The 15,987-nt window shown below is 59.0% G+C and carries 15 protein-coding genes and 2 pseudogenes; 14 read left to right on the top strand and 3 right to left on the bottom strand.

Annotated features, from left to right (window positions below; translation table 11 throughout):
* Positions 1-666: 666 nt before the first annotated feature.
* Positions 667-909 carry a hypothetical protein gene (locus EJ076_RS33465; protein ID WP_164548513.1) on the top strand — a complete coding sequence of 81 codons (243 nt, stop codon included), beginning with the start codon at positions 667-669 and terminating at the stop codon, positions 907-909.
* A gap of 25 nt (positions 910-934) precedes the next feature.
* Here EJ076_RS33465 and EJ076_RS33460 read toward each other — a convergent pair whose 3' ends face one another.
* Positions 935-2,728 carry a PAS domain S-box protein gene (locus EJ076_RS33460; protein WP_126070739.1) on the bottom strand — a complete coding sequence of 598 codons (1,794 nt, stop codon included), beginning with the start codon at positions 2,726-2,728 and terminating at the stop codon, positions 935-937.
* Between the two features lie 414 nt (positions 2,729-3,142).
* Positions 3,143-3,499 (bottom strand): hypothetical protein, encoded by a 357-nt coding sequence (locus EJ076_RS33455; RefSeq protein ID WP_126070738.1) that lies wholly within the window; start codon positions 3,497-3,499, stop codon positions 3,143-3,145.
* Positions 3,500-3,558: 59 nt separating this feature from the next.
* Here EJ076_RS33455 and EJ076_RS33450 point away from each other — a divergent pair, with 59 nt between their 5' ends.
* A complete protein-coding gene (locus EJ076_RS33450) occupies positions 3,559-4,845 on the top strand; it encodes a divalent metal cation transporter (protein WP_126070737.1) in 1,287 nt (428 codons plus the stop codon).
* Positions 4,846-4,858: 13 nt separating this feature from the next.
* Positions 4,859-5,173, top strand: coding sequence for a hypothetical protein (locus EJ076_RS33445; RefSeq protein ID WP_126070736.1), 315 nt, complete (start codon positions 4,859-4,861; stop codon positions 5,171-5,173).
* On the opposite strand, the pseudogene EJ076_RS35935 reads toward EJ076_RS33445, so the two are convergent.
* Positions 5,167-5,429, bottom strand: a pseudogene (locus EJ076_RS35935) (YMGG-like glycine zipper-containing protein). The gene EJ076_RS33445 and the pseudogene EJ076_RS35935 sit on opposite strands and share 7 nt — an antisense overlap.
* 421 nt (positions 5,430-5,850) lie before the next feature.
* Between EJ076_RS35935 and EJ076_RS33435 the strand changes: the two are divergent.
* From EJ076_RS33435 to EJ076_RS33380, 11 genes and pseudogenes are all read left to right on the top strand, one after another.
* Entirely contained in the window at positions 5,851-6,717 is an 867-nt protein-coding gene (locus EJ076_RS33435; RefSeq protein WP_126070735.1) for a PRC-barrel domain-containing protein, read from the top strand.
* A 276-nt stretch (positions 6,718-6,993) separates the two neighbouring features.
* On the top strand, positions 6,994-7,245 hold the full coding sequence (locus tag EJ076_RS33430) for a GlsB/YeaQ/YmgE family stress response membrane protein (RefSeq protein ID WP_126070734.1): 252 nt from the start codon (positions 6,994-6,996) through the stop codon (positions 7,243-7,245).
* 199 nt (positions 7,246-7,444) lie between these two features.
* Positions 7,445-8,053, top strand: a complete 609-nt coding sequence (locus EJ076_RS33425; RefSeq protein ID WP_126070733.1) for a BA14K family protein — start codon at positions 7,445-7,447, stop codon at positions 8,051-8,053.
* A 175-nt stretch (positions 8,054-8,228) separates the two neighbouring features.
* On the top strand, positions 8,229-8,705 hold the full coding sequence (locus EJ076_RS33420; protein ID WP_126070732.1) for a ferritin-like domain-containing protein: 477 nt from the start codon (positions 8,229-8,231) through the stop codon (positions 8,703-8,705).
* A gap of 470 nt (positions 8,706-9,175) precedes the next feature.
* Positions 9,176-9,468: pseudogene (locus EJ076_RS33415) on the top strand (hypothetical protein).
* Positions 9,469-10,015: 547 nt separating this feature from the next.
* Positions 10,016-10,615, top strand: a complete 600-nt coding sequence (locus tag EJ076_RS33410; RefSeq protein ID WP_126070731.1) for a hypothetical protein — start codon at positions 10,016-10,018, stop codon at positions 10,613-10,615.
* 924 nt (positions 10,616-11,539) lie between these two features.
* Entirely contained in the window at positions 11,540-11,809 is a 270-nt protein-coding gene (locus EJ076_RS33405) for a hypothetical protein (protein WP_126070730.1), read from the top strand.
* Positions 11,810-12,280: 471 nt separating this feature from the next.
* Positions 12,281-12,799 (top strand): hypothetical protein, encoded by a 519-nt coding sequence (locus EJ076_RS33395; protein ID WP_126070729.1) that lies wholly within the window; start codon positions 12,281-12,283, stop codon positions 12,797-12,799.
* A 14-nt stretch (positions 12,800-12,813) separates the two neighbouring features.
* The gene (locus EJ076_RS33390) at positions 12,814-13,227 is read left to right on the top strand and encodes a phage holin family protein (protein WP_126070728.1); all 414 of its coding nucleotides are present in this window, start codon (positions 12,814-12,816) and stop codon (positions 13,225-13,227) included.
* Positions 13,208-13,870 (top strand): hypothetical protein, encoded by a 663-nt coding sequence (locus EJ076_RS33385; RefSeq protein WP_126070727.1) that lies wholly within the window; start codon positions 13,208-13,210, stop codon positions 13,868-13,870. The genes EJ076_RS33390 and EJ076_RS33385 overlap by 20 nt, the downstream gene beginning before the upstream one ends.
* A gap of 219 nt (positions 13,871-14,089) precedes the next feature.
* Complete coding sequence (locus tag EJ076_RS33380) at positions 14,090-15,109, top strand: YihY/virulence factor BrkB family protein (RefSeq protein ID WP_126070726.1); 1,020 nt, start codon at positions 14,090-14,092, stop codon at positions 15,107-15,109.
* The last annotated feature ends 878 nt before the right edge of the window (positions 15,110-15,987 follow it).

Genomic DNA, 15,987 nt, shown 5'->3' with positions numbered 1-15,987 from the left:
CGACATCCCATACCGTGTCGAATGGTCTTGCTGTGGCGGTGCCGTCTACCGCCAGAATGACAGCTAAGAAAGGCAAACCCAACATCGGCGGTCGATACACAACGTATGTTGGGCACTTCTTCATGAGCCTCTGATACGCGACCCCGGGCTGTAGGCAATGTGGCCTATGTGGCTAGATGGCTGTCGAAACTTCGCGCTGGTCAGGACCGTAGCATGCCTGCATCTGGCTTGATGGAACATTAGCCACCTCTAAAGGTTATTGCGCGCGGCAGGTTGGTGCCCTCCATCGCCTGCTGAAGATCGGGCCTCCGATCGGCCCGCGCTCTTCTCCGCCAGAGGGGCGCGGGCTTTCGAACTTACCAGACTGACCCGAGAATAAAGGAACTGCGCCGAAGCCGAAAAGGCGCTAACGCCGCCAGCGGTCCTCGCACCAGTGGCGGCACATTTGAGCCGCCGCTGTCGACACCACCGCTGACGCCAGCTTGGCTAAAGACAACCGTGACATTGTGATTGCGCACTTCCACAGCCACGACGCCATCAGCAGTTTGTCGGGCAGCGAACGCCGCTGAGCATAATGACACTCCCGGTCGCCGAGCGCGAAACTGTGCGCCAAGTCGCCGGGCGGGTCCATAGCGGACCGCTGATCGCGGTCTTGCAAACGGCCCATTGCTGCGTAAATTGCCCTCTGCCATGACCACCTCATACCTCAACCACAACCTTGAATGTCCGCACTGCCTGACCATCCGGCTGAGAATACCGGCTGATGCCCAGCCCGATACCAGGATCGCCTGCAGTGATTGCGGCGAATTCCTGGGGACGTGGGACGACCTGCAGACCGACTTTGAAAAGCAGGGCGGGAACACGGGGGTTTTCCGGCTGGACAAGGGTCGCATCAAGCGAATCGAGTGACGAATACTGTCGGCAAATTGTGCTTCTAGTGCTGGTTTGGAACAGACCCATCCACGCCTGCCAACGGCGCTTCCAAGCTCCAAGTGATCCCATGGGGACCGTATTCAAGGTTGCCCTGCCCACCCACCGCTGCGGGTGCAACCCGCTTCAAGACCACGGTTCCAAAGCCGCCCTGTCCGATGGTCTGGACGTGCGGCCCATCTGTTTCAGCCCAGGTGAGATGAAAGCGCCGCGATGCTCCGGAACCGGTGATGGTCCATGTGACTGAAATCTGGCCGTCATCCCCTGAAAGCACGCCATATTTCGCCGAGTTGGTCGCGAGTTCGTGGAAGGCAATCCCAAGATACTGGACCGCATTGGGCCCGAGTACCAACGATGGGCCCGACATTTCGATCACTTCACCCCTCGGGAATGGCTGGGCCTGGGCTGCCAAGAGTTCATTGATACTGGCGCCCTTCCAATCGGCGGATACAAGCAGGTCGTGGGATCGCGATAGCGCCATGATGCGCTCCCGTACCTGCGATTCAAACTCCTTCGGCGTCTCCGATCGCTTGTTGGTCTCGCGGATCATCGACAGGATGACCGAATACTGGTTTTTCACCCGGTGGTTGACCTCGCGCATCAGCATGCGGATGCGTTGCGCGCTTTCCCTCGCCGACGTAATGTCCCGGGCAATCTTCGATGCTCCAACGATCTGGCCAGTTGCATTACGCACCGGCGATATCGTCAGCGAGACCGGCATTAGGCTTCCGTCCTTGCGTTGCCGGATCGTTTCGTAGGTGTCGACGCGCTCGCCACGTCGGATGCGCTCGAGGATGCGCGGCTCCTCGTCCTGATGATTATGCGGGATCAGCATCGTCACCGACTGGCCGATTGCTTCGTCGGCGGTATAGCCGAACAGGCGTTCGGCACCCTGATTCCAGCTCTTGATGATGGTGTTAAGATCCTTGCTAACGATTGCATCGAACGAGGATTCAACAATCGCTGACAGATGCTGCCTAGCCTCCTCGGCACGCTGGCGGTCGGTCAGGTCAAGCAGCATATTCACGGCACCGATCAGATTGCCGTGCTCATCCCGTAGCGGGGTGGGGTGGGGCAGGAACGGAAAAAAGGATCCGTCGGGACGCTGCGCAACGGCCTGCTGGTTGCGGACCGGCCGGTTTTCCTTGAGCGCAATGGCCATGGGGCACTCGTCATGCGGCAGTTCCTTGCCGTCGGCCGTGAACAGCTTGAACGTCACGCACCATTTGTCCTTGCCGATGGCAGGCTCCCGTCCTGCCATATCGGCAGCAGCGCGATTGTAATAGGTAATGGTGCCCTGCTGATCAGTCGTGTAGATGGCGACCGGAAGGCCGTCGAGAATCTGGTGATAGGTGTTGTCCTGCTGCCTGAGTTCCGTACGGGTCCGTTCCAGATCAGTCACGTCGACTGTGAAGCATCTGGTGTTGACCAGCTTGCCGTCGCGGAAATGGCCGCTCGAGGTGATTTCGACATGCTTGATCGACCCATCGCAGGCCCGCAACCGCGCCGGATGTCGGGCGATGTTCTCGCCTCGGGTGAGCCGGCTTAAAATGTTGTCGATCATGTCCCGGTCCGGGTAGAAGTCGGCGATATGGCGACCGACATAATCCTCCGCAGGATAGCCAAGCAGGTTAAGCTCGGCCTTGTTGGCGTGCAGGATAAAGCCCTCCGCGCTTATGAGATGGAGGGCAACGGCACCGTTCTCGAAAAAATCCCGATAATCGAAATCGAGGCTATCCTCTAAGGACACTCCGGGGTTGTTGAGGGCGACAACGTTCGCCTGCGGCGGTTCATTCATTCCGGCATTCCTGATATAGTAAAACACACAGCAACGCAGCACCTGGCCGTTCGTTCCAAGACTGCCGCCTTCAGATCGAACGGGAACAAACTCGATGTGGAGATCAGGGGACCCGTCGTTCCTAGCGCGGACGGAGAAGCTGCCGCGCCTCTCTTGGCAGCGAATTGCGATCCGTTCCGATCAGCCGATTTACGCTCGGGCCTGCTCTTCCGAGATCGCGGTCTCCTTTACAACCGATTGCGCCAGTGCGTCGTGCGCGTCCGGGCGAGCGTTGTCTTCATTCGTTGGGCACGGCGATGATTCCTCCCACACAGGCAAGGAACCTTCGAGTGCGGGAGTTGCTCCTCGGCCGCGCGGCAAAAGCGTCAGTCGACGGCAGCCAATGTCAACGACCAGGCGGGAGGCCAGCCTCGCCTAGTAACGACAGGCATGCGTCAGGCGCGAAACGTCATCATCGTTCGCCATCGCCAAAGCTGTCTGGACAGCATTGCGCAGTTCGAAAGGCGAGGCGGGTGTTGTGATCCATACACTCTGAAGGAAAAACGGGTCGTGGAAGCCCGAGCTGGCAAAACTTACGGAATGGACTACAAATGGGATCTTGCGAACATCAAGCATCGCGGTCACTTTTACGCAGTCCCCGGCCACCAGTTCGATATCCATGACGACGGCGTCAGGCCGGGGATATGTGCGAACCGGACATTCCACCGGCGAAACGACGGAAAGGCGCAGCCTGCATCCGCTTGCTGGCAAACGTAGAATAATTTTCTTCATGACGGAGCTTTTGCCAAGGCGGCAAGTTACCTCGCTCGGAGCGGCGGGAGGCTGTGAGAATGCAAAAGAACGATCCGGGTGTTGGCCCGTCGAAGCCCCGGCTTTTCGGCATCCTGGGACCTGGCCTGATCACGGGAGCGTCCGACGACGATCCCAGCGGCATTGCCACCTATTCCCAGGCAGGTGCGCAGTTCGGCTTCGGCCTTACATGGACGTTGCTGTTCAGCTATCCGCTAATGTCAGTAGTGCAGGAGATCAGCGCCCGGATCGGGCGCACCACCGGCCAAGGGATTGCCGGGAACATGCGCCGTTATTATCCGAACTGGCTACTTCAGTCGGTTGTCGTGTTGCTCCTCATCGCCAACACCATCAACATCGGAGCCGACCTCGGTGCCATGGGCGACGCCCTGAAACTGATTATCGGCGGTCCGCATCTCGCGTATGTAATCCTGTTCGGGGTGGTGTCCGTCGTCCTGCAGGTCTTGCTCGAATACAGCCGCTACGTCTCGGTGTTGAAATGGTTGACCCTGTCCCTTTTCGCTTATTTTGGCACTGTGTTGGTCGTGCATGTCCCATGGGGTGACGTCGCTCGCGGTCTCTTCATCCCGAAATTGACTGCGAACGCCGGCTTCTGGACATCGGTGGTGGCGATCCTCGGGACCACCATCAGCCCATATCTGTTCTTTTGGCAGGCCTCGCAGGAAGTGGAAGACCAGAAGGCCAAGCCGGAGCGCAAGCCCCTCAAGGAGGCGCCGGAGCAGGCCGAGAATGCGATCGAACGCATCCGGCTCGACACATATGTCGGGATGGCGTTCTCCAATCTCGTAGCCTTGGCCATCATGATTACGGCTGGGGCAACGCTGCATGCCAGTGGCATCACCGACATCGAGTCGACCAGCCAGGCCGCCGCAGCGCTGAAGCCCGTGGCAGGGGCGTTTGCGTTTGCAATCTTTGCCTTGGGCGTGATCGGCACCGGCCTGCTCGCGATCCCGGTTCTGGCAGGGTCTGCGGGGTATGCCTTGGGCGAAGCCCGCAAATGGCCAACCGGCCTCGATCGCAAGCCGCTGGAGGCTAAAGCGTTTTATGTGACCATCGCGGTTGCAACGCTGTTGGGCGCCTGTCTGAACTTCACCCCCGTCAATCCGATCAAGGCACTCTACTGGAGCGCGGTGGTCAACGGCGTGGTCGCCGTCCCGGTCATGGCAGTGATGATGATGATGACGGCGCGAAGGGACATCATGGGCAAGGCAACTGTTCCCCTGGTGATGAGGACCGTCGGCTGGGCTGCGACGGCCGTCATGGCGGTCGCAGCCCTTGTGATGATCGCCCAGTTCTTCTGGGAATAGGAGGCGAAAGCATTTGTGGTGGACGGGAACCCTGGCGGTCGGCCGCAGATTAATCCGCCACCGAGCCTCGGCCAGCAACTCGCCGTTCAGCAGGCTGGGCCTCGACCGGAATGGAGGAACACATGACGCGCATAATCAAACCAATCGCCAGCTGAACATGCTCGTCGAGCAGTATGTCGAAGTCAGGTTGAAATCGAGCGCTCATGAATCGGTGATCGTCTGCGCTGGGATTGGTGCGGCCGAAAGTGCGCACATAAGTTCGACGTTGATCGATCCAATTGCTCTTGCCTTTGTGATCGCAACAGAACATGCGCCTTGGGATCAGTAACCTTCCTGGCACCGGGCAATGTAAACCTGGCCATGACCATCGCGATATCGGCATTGGCCGACCCCATTGGCGTGTCCGATCACCGCACCGGCGATCGCGCCGACTGCGCCACCAACGCAGCACCTTGTACCGGATCGCCGGCCGCCGCGGCACCGATCGCGGCACCTCCCAAGCCACCGACGGCAGCGCCTTGTTCGGTACGGGAGCACGCTACGAGCGGAATTAGCAGGCTCAAAATGAGCAGTGCCTTTTTCATGGTCCTCATCTCAAGCCTTAATCGGCCGGAGAAAAAATGCGCCAAGGGATCTTTCGATCCATGGCCTTGTCGCCAACGTGGAACGTCTCCGCTCCAAGGCCGGGCTCTCCATTGTTTTCCCCTGCGCAAACTGTTCGGCAGGCGAACGTTCAGGGCCAACAAATTTCCCGCGATTCAGGTGCCGTATACGCCCAGAAAAATGCGAGTCGCGGCAGGGAATCTTACGTGGCGTTTCGGATGCCGACAACTCCGCTGTGGTTAACGCGAGCCCCGCAGCCATCTCAGGCGACTTGCGAATTCGAAACGGAACTTCGCATCGTGCGGCCCGTTGTGACGTCGCAAACTGTGCCGCGCTCAGCCTCCCTGCAACGGTTCGGCCGAACGCGGCGTGCATCAACACTAACGCACAAGGAAACGTACCATGATCGGCAAACTTTTGGCTACCACCGCAATAGCAACCCTGCTGTCGTCTGGCCTGTGGGTATCAGGGGCCGCCGCTGAAGATGCCACCAAACCTGCCACCGCTACGACCACAGCGGCGACGGCGCCAGCGGCTGTTGCAGACGGCAGCCTCGTCACCAAGATCATAGGCGCCGACGTCTACGATAGCGCCGCCGACAATGCCGAGAAGATCGGCGATGTCAAAGACATCGTCCTCTCCAAGGACGGCAAAGCCAAGTACATTATCATCGGCGTAGGCGGATTCTTGGGCCTGGGAGAAAAGAACGTCGCCTACGATTTCAGCAAGGCCGAGTGGGTCGAGAAGAAGGGTGAGCGCTGGCTGGTCGCCAAGACGACCAAGGAAGACCTGCAAGCGCAACAGGATTTTGACCTGAAGGTCTACGACACTGCAGCGGCCCCGAACACCAATGATGTCGCAGCTACGACGACCAATAATGAAGCGGCTCCAGCGACGGACAAGACCGCCACAGCGGCAATCGACAAGTCTTCGCTGACCGAAATGCCGATGGACAAGATCAGCACCAAGGACTTCATCGGCACCAACGTCTATGGCGCCGATGATGCAAAAGTCGGTGAGATCGGCGACGTGGTGATGACCGGCGACAAGAAAGTCGATGCCGTCATCGTCGACGTGGGCGGTTTCCTTGGCATGGGTGAAAAACAGGTGGCCATTGGCCTGGAGAAACTGAAGTTCATGTCGGACAAGGACGGCAACCGGTATCTCTACACCAACTTCACCAAGGCTCAGCTTGAGGCGCAGACCGCCTATGACAAGGCCACCTACGCGCAGAATCGCGACAAGCAGCGGATCATTGTTGGCCAGTAGAACCCAACGTGGCCCGCGCTGCTTAGGCGCGGGCCACGTCTTTTCGATCGTCTGTGCGCGGGATCTCCCCATCAGGGTAGATGTGCACAAGATGAGACGATCTTCCGATCGCCTGAATAATGTAGCACGTTGAGGGACCTTGTCGGGAAGGGCAGGTTGGCAGCGGCCCGTCGACGCGGCGCGTCTGATTGCAGTTCACTATTCACCCGAGGAACTTTATGGGTTTATCGCACGTTTTCCCGCCGAACCAATTTCGATTAAAGGAAAGGGGAAAATATGGAAAATCCAAGTGTCGGTTGGATAGCTGCTATCGTGATCGGCGGCATTGCCGGTTGGCTCGCCGAGATGTTCATGAAAAGCAATATGGGCTTGCTCATGAACATCATTCTGGGGATCGTGGGCGCCATCGTCGCCAACTTCCTCCTCGGGCTGTTAGGCGTATCGATGGCCGGCTGGCTTGGGTATCTAGTCGCAGGCTTCATCGGTGCCTGTATTTTGATTGCAGTCGCGCGAATGATTAGGCGCTGAACCAACAATCGACTTTGTGCAAATTGTTGCTCAGATTGAGGCGCGTGATCCCCGGGATTACGCGCCTTTGCTTCTTGCGAAGCTAAACATTGGCGATCAGGTCGCTCACTCGGCCATAGGGGACTCCTGCCATATGCTCGCTTGCTGGAACTAGTCTTGATGCTCCGCATTCTATTAGCTGGGGCTCAAGGAGTAGGCGATGAAAGCGGTTTTGGCACTGGTCGGCGGCTTCGTGCTGACCCTTGCGGTCTTCGCCAGCGGGCTGGCTTTCGCTGCCTGGCTGATTGTCGCCAAGCCCGTGCATCAGGCGAAACCCGCCGATAGTGTCTCACAGCTTTGGACCAAGGACGCACAGCCTGTCGACAAGGCCGCGCAGGGCCTGGAGCGCGTGGCCGCCGCGCAGCCCGCGGCGCCCGATGCCGCTGCCAGGGTGCCGGCGCCCGACTCGACCAATATGGGCGCGGTGGCGCCGGACGCCGGCGAGCAGCGAGCCGGGCGGCTGCCACCTGCCCATGTCAGCTGGTGCGCCGACCGCTACCGCTCCTACAATCCCGACGACAACAGCTACAGGTCCTATAGCGGACAGCAGCGGGCCTGCGTGTCGCCCTATCTCGACACCGCCGCCGACCAGGGCGCGCAGCAGCCCGCCGAAGTCACCTATGTCGAAGGCGGCGCCAGCCCTTTGGTTGCAGCAACGGACCTTTCGGACGACCACGTCCAATCCTGCTTCAGCCGCTACCGCTCCTACCGTCCCGAAGACAACAGCTACCAGCCATATTCCGGTGGGCCGAGGCGCCAGTGCGAATAGGCGTGAATAGCGACAGTGCGACACAAGGAGATGGCGCCGCCTGCCGTAGATACCAATTGCCGGTGGGGCCGCCGTGGGGACACCCGGACAGGATCTACCCCGCCCATGTGAAGGCACGGAACCTTTCGCCTCGCCCGCTCTTTCACCAGAAGCCAATAGGAGCAAGGAGCCTGTAATGAAAACTCTGGCCGATATTTTTGAGCACACCCTCCAAGACATGTATTACGCGGAGAACGCGATTACCAAGGCCTTGCCTAAGGTAGCTGCAGCCGTGAAGGACGCCAAGCTGAAGAAGGCGGCCGAGGACCATCTCGAGGAAACGAAGGGACAGATCAAGAAGCTCGAGCAGGTGTTCAAGTCGATAGGCAAGAAGGCGTCTGGCGAGAAGTGCGACGCGATAGAGGGGCTCATCAAGGAAGCCGACGGATTGATGGAGGAAGCGTCAGGGACGGCCCTCGACTGCGGTCTGCTGGCAGCCTGTCAAGCAGTCGAGCACTATGAGATATCCCGATACGGCTCGCTGCGGGAATGGGCAAAGGACCTCGGGCATGATCAGGCTCATAAGTTGCTGAGCGAGATCCTCGACCAGGAAAAAGCCACCAACAACAAGCTAACGAACCTTGCGGTTACGTCCATCAACAGGACAAATTGATCCCGGCATTTCCCGCTGCTAGCACCGATTTCTGGCTAAACGGGGCTCCGTGACCGCCCGCCAGCGCCTCGTCCTGGTTTGTTCTCCGCCGCGCTCTTCTGGCAAGCGCGAAGGCGAATGTAAATATGCACATGGGTGGCAACCAACCTCGCTGCCGCAAGTTGACCTACGCTGGTTGATCCCAGCACCACTCCAGACCTTGGCCCGCTGCTCTCCCCTCAGAGTGGCGGGCTTTTTGCCATATGGACCTCATACTAACGGACTATTCTCATCGCCGGCAGCGTCCCCCTGCCGGCCGAGGACCGCAATGCTCCGGCCGGCCCGCTTATCGCCCTGACGCGGGCCGACCGGTTGGAACGCGGACCCACACAGAGCCCGTTAAAGTGCGATCGCTCGGGGAAACTTTTCCGACGAACGAAGTTGATGGAACAACCTGATATTTGAACAGCCTTTAGCAGGAGGAATTTTCCATGAATTTAAAGATGCTCACTACGGGTGCGATTTCGCTCGCAATGATCACTGGTTCGGCGCTCGCAGGCGGCAGCACCGGGACGTCCGCGCTCGATGATCCGGCGAAAATGTCGCCATTCTTCACCGATGCCGGCATGAAGACCATGAAGTCCGAGGCGGAATTCAAGGCTGCCTGGATGACCATGAAGGAAGAGGACCGTGCAGCATGATGAAGGAATGCGGCGACGAGGCTATTGCGAAGGCGCACGACAATTTCTGCAAGATGACCAAGCAGCTCGGCGGCGCAAACTAATAATTCGCTGCGTCAGTCGTAAACAAGGCCCGCTGCCTCGAGCCAGCGGGCCTTTTTGTTCAGCCGGGACTGTGCCTCAAGCCGCAACGGTGGCTTCCATTCGCTCCTCCCATGCGGATGTTGGCAGGCCCGCACGTCCCCCAGATTTACCGCGCCACCCCCTGATGGTGAGGGACATGACTAAAATCAGAGTAGGGACCTGCCGTTGACATGCTGCCAGGAGGCTGCTCGCTGCGATCGGCTGGGGAACCGTTACGCCGGATGACGAAGAAGCCATGACGCCCCGTCCGCCGGCGCCGCTATTGTCAAACAGTTGTCTAGCGGGCTAACGGGACCGCGCTGCGCCATTCAGCGCGTGTTCCAACCCCAACCGTACCTGCCGAAGGTCGCGGCCATTTGGTTGATGATTGGCTAAAATTGACTCCGCTTAGGTGAGAGCTTGCAAGCCATCTTCACGAGAATGCTTTTATAAGGTGGGTCTAAAATGCTGCTCACAAGTTGCCTTTGTACAGTCATTGTCGACTGGTAGGCAACGAAGGAGAATCGCATGTATTCCCTCAATAAGAGCCTGGCTAAGACTTTGGCCGGCAGCGTTTTGATGATAGCATTGTGCTTCCCTGCTTACTCCGCAGGCGTCGGGGCCGGCGCGTCGGTCGGGGGTGGGGGCGGCATCAACACCGGTGCAGGTGCCTCGATAGGTGGCGGCGGCGGCGTTAATGCTGGTGCCGGCGCTTCTATCGGCGGCGGCGGAGGCGTGAACGCCGGGGCCGGGGCAAGCGTCGGTGGCTCGAATGGCGTCAATGCAGGATTAGGCGCTTCTGTCGGCGGGGCCAACGGAGCCAACGCCGGCGCCGGAGCCAGCATAGGTGGCACCAACGGCGTGAATGCTGGACTAGGCGCGACGGTTGGCGGAGCGAGTGGCGTCGGTTTGGGCGTTGGAGTTGGAGTCGAGGCCGTCAATTCCGTTGATCCCTCCAATCCCTCATCTGCGGTGAGTTCAAGCAAGTCGCGCTTGCCAGGCGTCGTCGCCCAGATGTCTGAAAGTCAAGTTGCGCGGATGAAGAAGCGCTGCGCCGATGTGCTCGCAAGTTCGGGCACCTACGACCGTGACCTGCGCCAGCTTTGTCTGCTTATAGCTCGGCGTTAAGGCGACTGAGCGCAAGCCCGCCGCCGAAAGGTGGCGGGCAGTTTTCGTCGTCAGGGCGCGGACTAGGAATAACCGGCTAGACTAGTGATGCGACATGAGCGCTGGAGATGCCCGCCCGGTATACGTTGTCTGTTACCACCTCTGGCCGGCCTTCCGTTCCTGGCCGTTTGCGGTAAATGCGACGACTACTGCAATGCCCTTTGACACCGCAAATGAAGCAGCCGCCTACAACAAGGTGGCGGGTTTAAAGGACCGCGGAGCGCTTCGCCACGACCTCAGTAGGGCAAGTCTGCGTATTGGAAAGGCGAACACTCGCCCGCTGGTCTCGTCGGTCACTTCAAGGAAGTAGTTTCCCGTCCGGTGGAGCGTCACCGGGCGTTTCGTTGCCTGCTCGGCAGTGCGGTAGGATGTCGGTGCCTCAGCGCGGTATTCGGCGATCATCCGCCCCGCGAGATATTCTCTGATTTGATATGGCATGGCGGACCACCACCGCGAATCGTCTTTATATTAGTGATACCTAACATTTGCGTTTTGTGAAACTGCCTCTAATTTGATCGGGATGGGTCGATACCGTAAACTGCCCGCTGGCCTCATGGCTGGCAAGTTTTTTCACTTTCCGTGTGGTACATTACCGCCCGGTGAAGCTTGCTGTTCTGGTACAGCTTTCCTGGCATCGCGTTTGTGTTGCCGTGCCCAGCAGGGGCAAACCAACACCCCAGCAAGTCTAGTTAATCCCTAGGGACGGACGGCCCGCCGCTGCCGTGTGATGAAGCAGGCCGACACCATCTGCACCTCACCATCACGCTTGAATGGAGGGATGCACCGGGCCATCCTTCCATGGCAAGCCATTAACCCGGCGACCGCAAGGAAGTCACGTTCGAACGCGCTCCCGACGATTTCGACGTCATCGTTACCGACTTTGCCATGCCACTTGTATCCGGAGTGGACGTCATCCGTTTCGCACGCACGCTGCGTTCCGATTGGCCTGCGGTTATCATCACGGGCTATGCCGACGCGGAAGAGATCGCCGATCGGCCAACGGATGTGCCGCTGCTCGCCAAGCCGTTTCGCGACAAGGATCTGCTCGACAGCATTTTCCTCGCTGTTGCCAATGCAGAGCCGCAAAAGATCAAGACAGGCTGGCGGATAGGGGTGCCGGTTGGCAGCGAGCGGCGCGGATTTCTTACTTGCTGAAATTCAAGTTTCCGACTGCCAAGCTCCGCGCTGCTACCTCGATCGCTGCGCGGTCATCGCCAAGTCGATCAATCAGATGCTGAGCCTTCTCCTCGGCTATGTCTGTAGGCATCGCGAGTGCTTCCACGGTCAGGACGCCGGAACTCGCAACCTCGCGCGTTCCCGAGAATGCGCCATCTGCTGTGCCTGGAAGGGCGGCCTCGCGATCAATCTCGTCCTGGCGGTATGCCAATGCCGTTCGTGGTCGCAATCCGGGGCAACCTTACCCCTGCCAAATGGCATACGCGCGCTGCTTTCAGCAGCTCCAAGTGGGAGGCTGCATGGGATTCCCCAATGATCTTCGTGCGACCAGCCGGGCGACGTCGACGCCGGTGAGAGGCCCCGCAGGGGGAACAAACGGGAATATTCTGCAAAGGCCGGAACCGCCGGTCAGTGGCGAAGTTCATTTCCAATCAACAGGAGTGAAACATCGTGAACACGCCAGACACAAACGACTTCCCCGGGACCGGCTTATCTAACGAGAACGGATGGCAGGCGGACGACAAAGCTGCCGGAAAAAGCAAGGAAGCTCTCAGCAAATTGAAGACGAGCGCTTCCGAGACCGCGAAACACCTGAAAACTGCTGCTGCCTCTGTATCGACCGATGCCAAGGAGTATGCCGGCACTGTCGCTTCCGACGCCGCCGGTGCGTTCAAGGAGGCTGTCGAAACGAATAAGACCGCCGGCGCCGATGCGATTGCCAACGTCGCGCACTCCGTCAAGGAAGCGGCTGACAACATTGAAAAGCAATCGCCCCAAGTTGCCGGCATGGTGCGCAGCGCGGCCGAAGGTGTGGAACGGATTTCGACCGACATCAGAGATCGCAACGTCGGTGAGCTATTCGACTCCGTTACGAAATTCGCGCAGCGCCAGCCGGCCGCGTTCTTTGGAGTCGGGATTCTCGCCGGAGTGATGCTGACCCGCATCATGCGCAGTTCGGATCGGTCCTGAGAGAGGCTGGCCAGATGGATGACGGTATCGATCGCCGACCCTTCGGCAGCATCGTTGACGAAGCGATCGCGAAATTCGCATCGTTGATGCGTCTGGATTTGCGTCTGCTTGAGGCGGAAATGCGGAGCAAAATGTCGACCATCGTGTCGTCGGGTGCATGCGGGGTGGCAGCGGCCATCCTCTTCGTCCTGGGTGCTTTCGCCCTGGTCCAGTTTCTGATCCTCGCGATGATCTCTTTCGGTATCGGCGCTATGTTTGCCTGTTTCACAGTCGGCGTGATCTTGATAGGCGGAGGTTTGCTTTCGCTCTACTTGGCCAAACGAGCACTCATTGGATGGACTATCACACCCATCGAGACTGTAAGCCAGGTCCGAAGCGATCTGGCCGCATTGAAGCAGGGGATACGCTATGGCACTGCGCAACGATGAGCTCAGCGAGATCATGGCGAGAAGCCGGGCCGAACGGCAGGCCCTTTTTGGGCCTGTCGCCGAAATAAGCCGTCGCCTCCAACCCGGCCATTTGGTCGACGTGACCACACGGTACGCAAAGAACAAGGTCTCCGGGGTCTTTGGTGGTGTGTCAAACGCCATAAAGGAAAACGGGGGCACGGCGGCAGCGGTCGCCTTGGGCGCCGTGGCGATTTTTGAAGCAGGCAGAAAAAGTGCCGAAGGCGGCAAGGATCTCGCAAACCCTACTGCGCTGGACTTCGAAACACTCGACACAGGCGCTCATTTGGGTCGCGTGTCCATTCCTGACGTGGAGACCCCGCGAAAGGCCATCACAAATCTGGCCCGAGCAAAGGTGCTTGCCGGATCCGCAGGAGGGCTGTTCATCGGCCACGTTATTGGCCGTTCGTTCGAGCCGACCTGCAAGGAGCGTGAGCTGTTCGGGAAAGTGGGGGAAGAAGTCCAGAATGCCGCTGCCGAATTTATGACCCAGCATTCGCGCGGTGCGAAACTGGCAGCGGCGCAGGCGTTCGGCTTCGCCAGATACTCCGCCGGCTTGTTGGTCCTTATGGCTGCGGTCGGCGATTATTTCGAAAGCGCAAAGGACGGCGGCGACCAGCACTGAGCGAGTAGGCGGTGCGTGGAAAAAGCCGTGCGCCGATTCCTCCAGGTTAAGCAGTCTAGTCTTCAAATCGAGAGCGCTCGTGCCTCTCGCCTGAAAAGGCTAAGCGTTTGCACTGAAGAGCTCCGACCCAGTTCACAAATCAGCAGGGCGCACCCGGTCGGAACATCGGAAGTTCTGGCGCATTGCTCATGGACGCCGTTACATGCCTACGGACTCACAATGCGAGCGTCGATCACAAATATATGGGACTTGGTCAAGGAGAGCACAGTCGCATTCGTCAACGACAATGCTCTGAGCCATGGCGCGGCTATGGCTTTTTACGCCACCACCTCCCTGGCTCCAATCCTGCTGATCGTGGTCGCTATTGCAGGCCTCGTTTTCGGTCGGGATGCTGCACAATTGGCGTTGTCTGCTCAGATCTCCGGACTGATGGGGCCAGAAAGTGCGGATCTCCTCCAGATCGCCCTGCAGAGTGCCTCAAGTAAATTATCCGGAACGTGGGCCGCGGCGATCGGAGTAATCACTTTATTGGTGGCCGCATCAGGCGTTTTTGGTGAAATGCAGCAATCGCTGAACACGATATGGAAGGTTGAACCTCAGGGAAGTTCGTTGTCCCGTCTGGTGCGGGCGCGTGCCGCAAGTCTGGGTTTGGTCGCCGCGCTCGGTTTCCTGTTGCTCGTGTCTCTGGTTGCCAGCGCAGCGGTCTCGGCTCTGGGAAACATCATCAACGCTCAACTGCCGTTTGGAACAATCGTCCTCGGCGTGATCAACGCCCTCGTTTCCTTTGTCCTGATCTCGGTGATGTTCGCTGCAATCTACAAAGTCTTACCGGATCGAACACTCGAATGGCGTGACGTCGGGATCGGTGCTGTTATGACCGCCGCCTTGTTTACCCTCGGGAAGTCGCTTATTGGCTGGTATATCGGCACCAGCGCGATCGCGTCTTCATATGGGGCCGCCGGTGGACTGCTCGTCATCCTCCTATGGGTTTACTACTCATCGGAAATTTTTCTCCTCGGCGCTGAGTTCACCCGCGCCTATTCCATTCGACACGGCAGCAGGTCGGATCTGGAAGCATTGGCTGACAGTCCTTTGCCATCAGGAAATCTCCCCATTCGATCACAGCAAACTTCCCCCTCCGCGGGCGTGATCACGCTGTTGGCGGTGGCGTGCGTGAGCGCAACGGTGACCGCTCTTGTGCTCGGTCTTCGGCGTCTCCAAGTCGACGGGGATAGCTGACGTCTACTGGTCTGGGATGACTGGCGCCTGGCGCTGGCGTTGATGGACAGCGTCGACCGTCTTGCCAACCGCGTCCAGCTTACGACGAACCGCTATCCCACCCGACGCGGGCGAGGAAGCTTTTGGCGTCGTCGAGTTGCGATGGGCTGGAGGGGCAAGAAGACCTCGCCAGAGCGCCGCTTTAGCCTTGCCGTGCGCACCGGCGGGTCAAGACGCAGATTGAAGGCAATCACGATCCGATGTAGGTCAGCACGCCTCATATCGGGCACCTGGCTCTTGCTCCGCGCGTGCTAGCCTCGACTTCACAAGTCGCGACTATTCGTACCAATTGAACCGCGCTGAAGAGGGCAAGAGCCTTGGTGAAAGCCATCATCTCATCGATGGCGAGCTACCGCGATAATGACGAGGCTTGAATGTCTGGAGTCGCCTCACGCGCGATCGCTGTATCCTACCAATCATCCCGATGGAACATTAGGAAGTTCTAAGTGTTCATTATAGCGCGAGGGTTACCCGAAATGCTCCGGCGCCAAATCCTCGAAAGCAGCAATGTGCTTGGACCGAAAATTCTGAGGAGATGGACCCATCAACAGCATTATCTACATCGTCGGACTCGTCGTTGTCGTCCTTGCGGTCTTGAGCTTTTTTGGCCTCAGAAGATAGCCGATAGAGGGGCGTGGCGATAGGACCAACCGACGGCCAGTCGGGCATCTTGGAACCTTTCATCCGTCGGTTTATTGCTGTGTTGTCCCTAACCGTCGAACCACCATGTTGAGGGTAAATCCGGATCGGAGGTCACTTGTGAAGTCGCCTTGGCACCCCGCTTTCGCGGTGCTGGTCACCAGCTCGGTAGCGCAGGGGTGGAGCCCGCGGGCAGCGAC

It is taken from the genome of Mesorhizobium sp. M7D.F.Ca.US.005.01.1.1 (assembly GCF_003952545.1).
In the GTDB taxonomy this organism is placed as follows: Bacteria; Pseudomonadota; Alphaproteobacteria; order Rhizobiales; family Rhizobiaceae; genus Mesorhizobium; species Mesorhizobium loti.
Note: the sequence above shows the minus strand (reverse complement) of the source record. Positions and strands in the feature narration are given on the sequence as shown.

Excerpts from the sequence above, each read along its gene's own strand:
- EJ076_RS33460 (WP_126070739.1), bottom strand. The coding sequence starts at position 2,728 with ATGAATGAACCGCCGCAGGCGAACGTTGTCGCCCTCAACAACCCCGGA.
- EJ076_RS33455 (WP_126070738.1), bottom strand. The coding sequence starts at position 3,499 with ATGAAGAAAATTATTCTACGTTTGCCAGCAAGCGGATGCAGGCTGCGC.
- EJ076_RS33450 (WP_126070737.1), top strand. The coding sequence starts at position 3,559 with ATGCAAAAGAACGATCCGGGTGTTGGCCCGTCGAAGCCCCGGCTTTTC.
- EJ076_RS33435 (WP_126070735.1), top strand. The coding sequence starts at position 5,851 with ATGATCGGCAAACTTTTGGCTACCACCGCAATAGCAACCCTGCTGTCG.
- EJ076_RS33430 (WP_126070734.1), top strand. The coding sequence starts at position 6,994 with ATGGAAAATCCAAGTGTCGGTTGGATAGCTGCTATCGTGATCGGCGGC.
- EJ076_RS33425 (WP_126070733.1), top strand. The coding sequence starts at position 7,445 with ATGAAAGCGGTTTTGGCACTGGTCGGCGGCTTCGTGCTGACCCTTGCG.
- EJ076_RS33420 (WP_126070732.1), top strand. The coding sequence starts at position 8,229 with ATGAAAACTCTGGCCGATATTTTTGAGCACACCCTCCAAGACATGTAT.
- EJ076_RS33410 (WP_126070731.1), top strand. The coding sequence starts at position 10,016 with ATGTATTCCCTCAATAAGAGCCTGGCTAAGACTTTGGCCGGCAGCGTT.
- EJ076_RS33405 (WP_126070730.1), top strand. The coding sequence starts at position 11,540 with ATGCCACTTGTATCCGGAGTGGACGTCATCCGTTTCGCACGCACGCTG.
- EJ076_RS33390 (WP_126070728.1), top strand. The coding sequence starts at position 12,814 with ATGGATGACGGTATCGATCGCCGACCCTTCGGCAGCATCGTTGACGAA.
- EJ076_RS33385 (WP_126070727.1), top strand. The coding sequence starts at position 13,208 with ATGGCACTGCGCAACGATGAGCTCAGCGAGATCATGGCGAGAAGCCGG.
- EJ076_RS33380 (WP_126070726.1), top strand. The coding sequence starts at position 14,090 with ATGCGAGCGTCGATCACAAATATATGGGACTTGGTCAAGGAGAGCACA.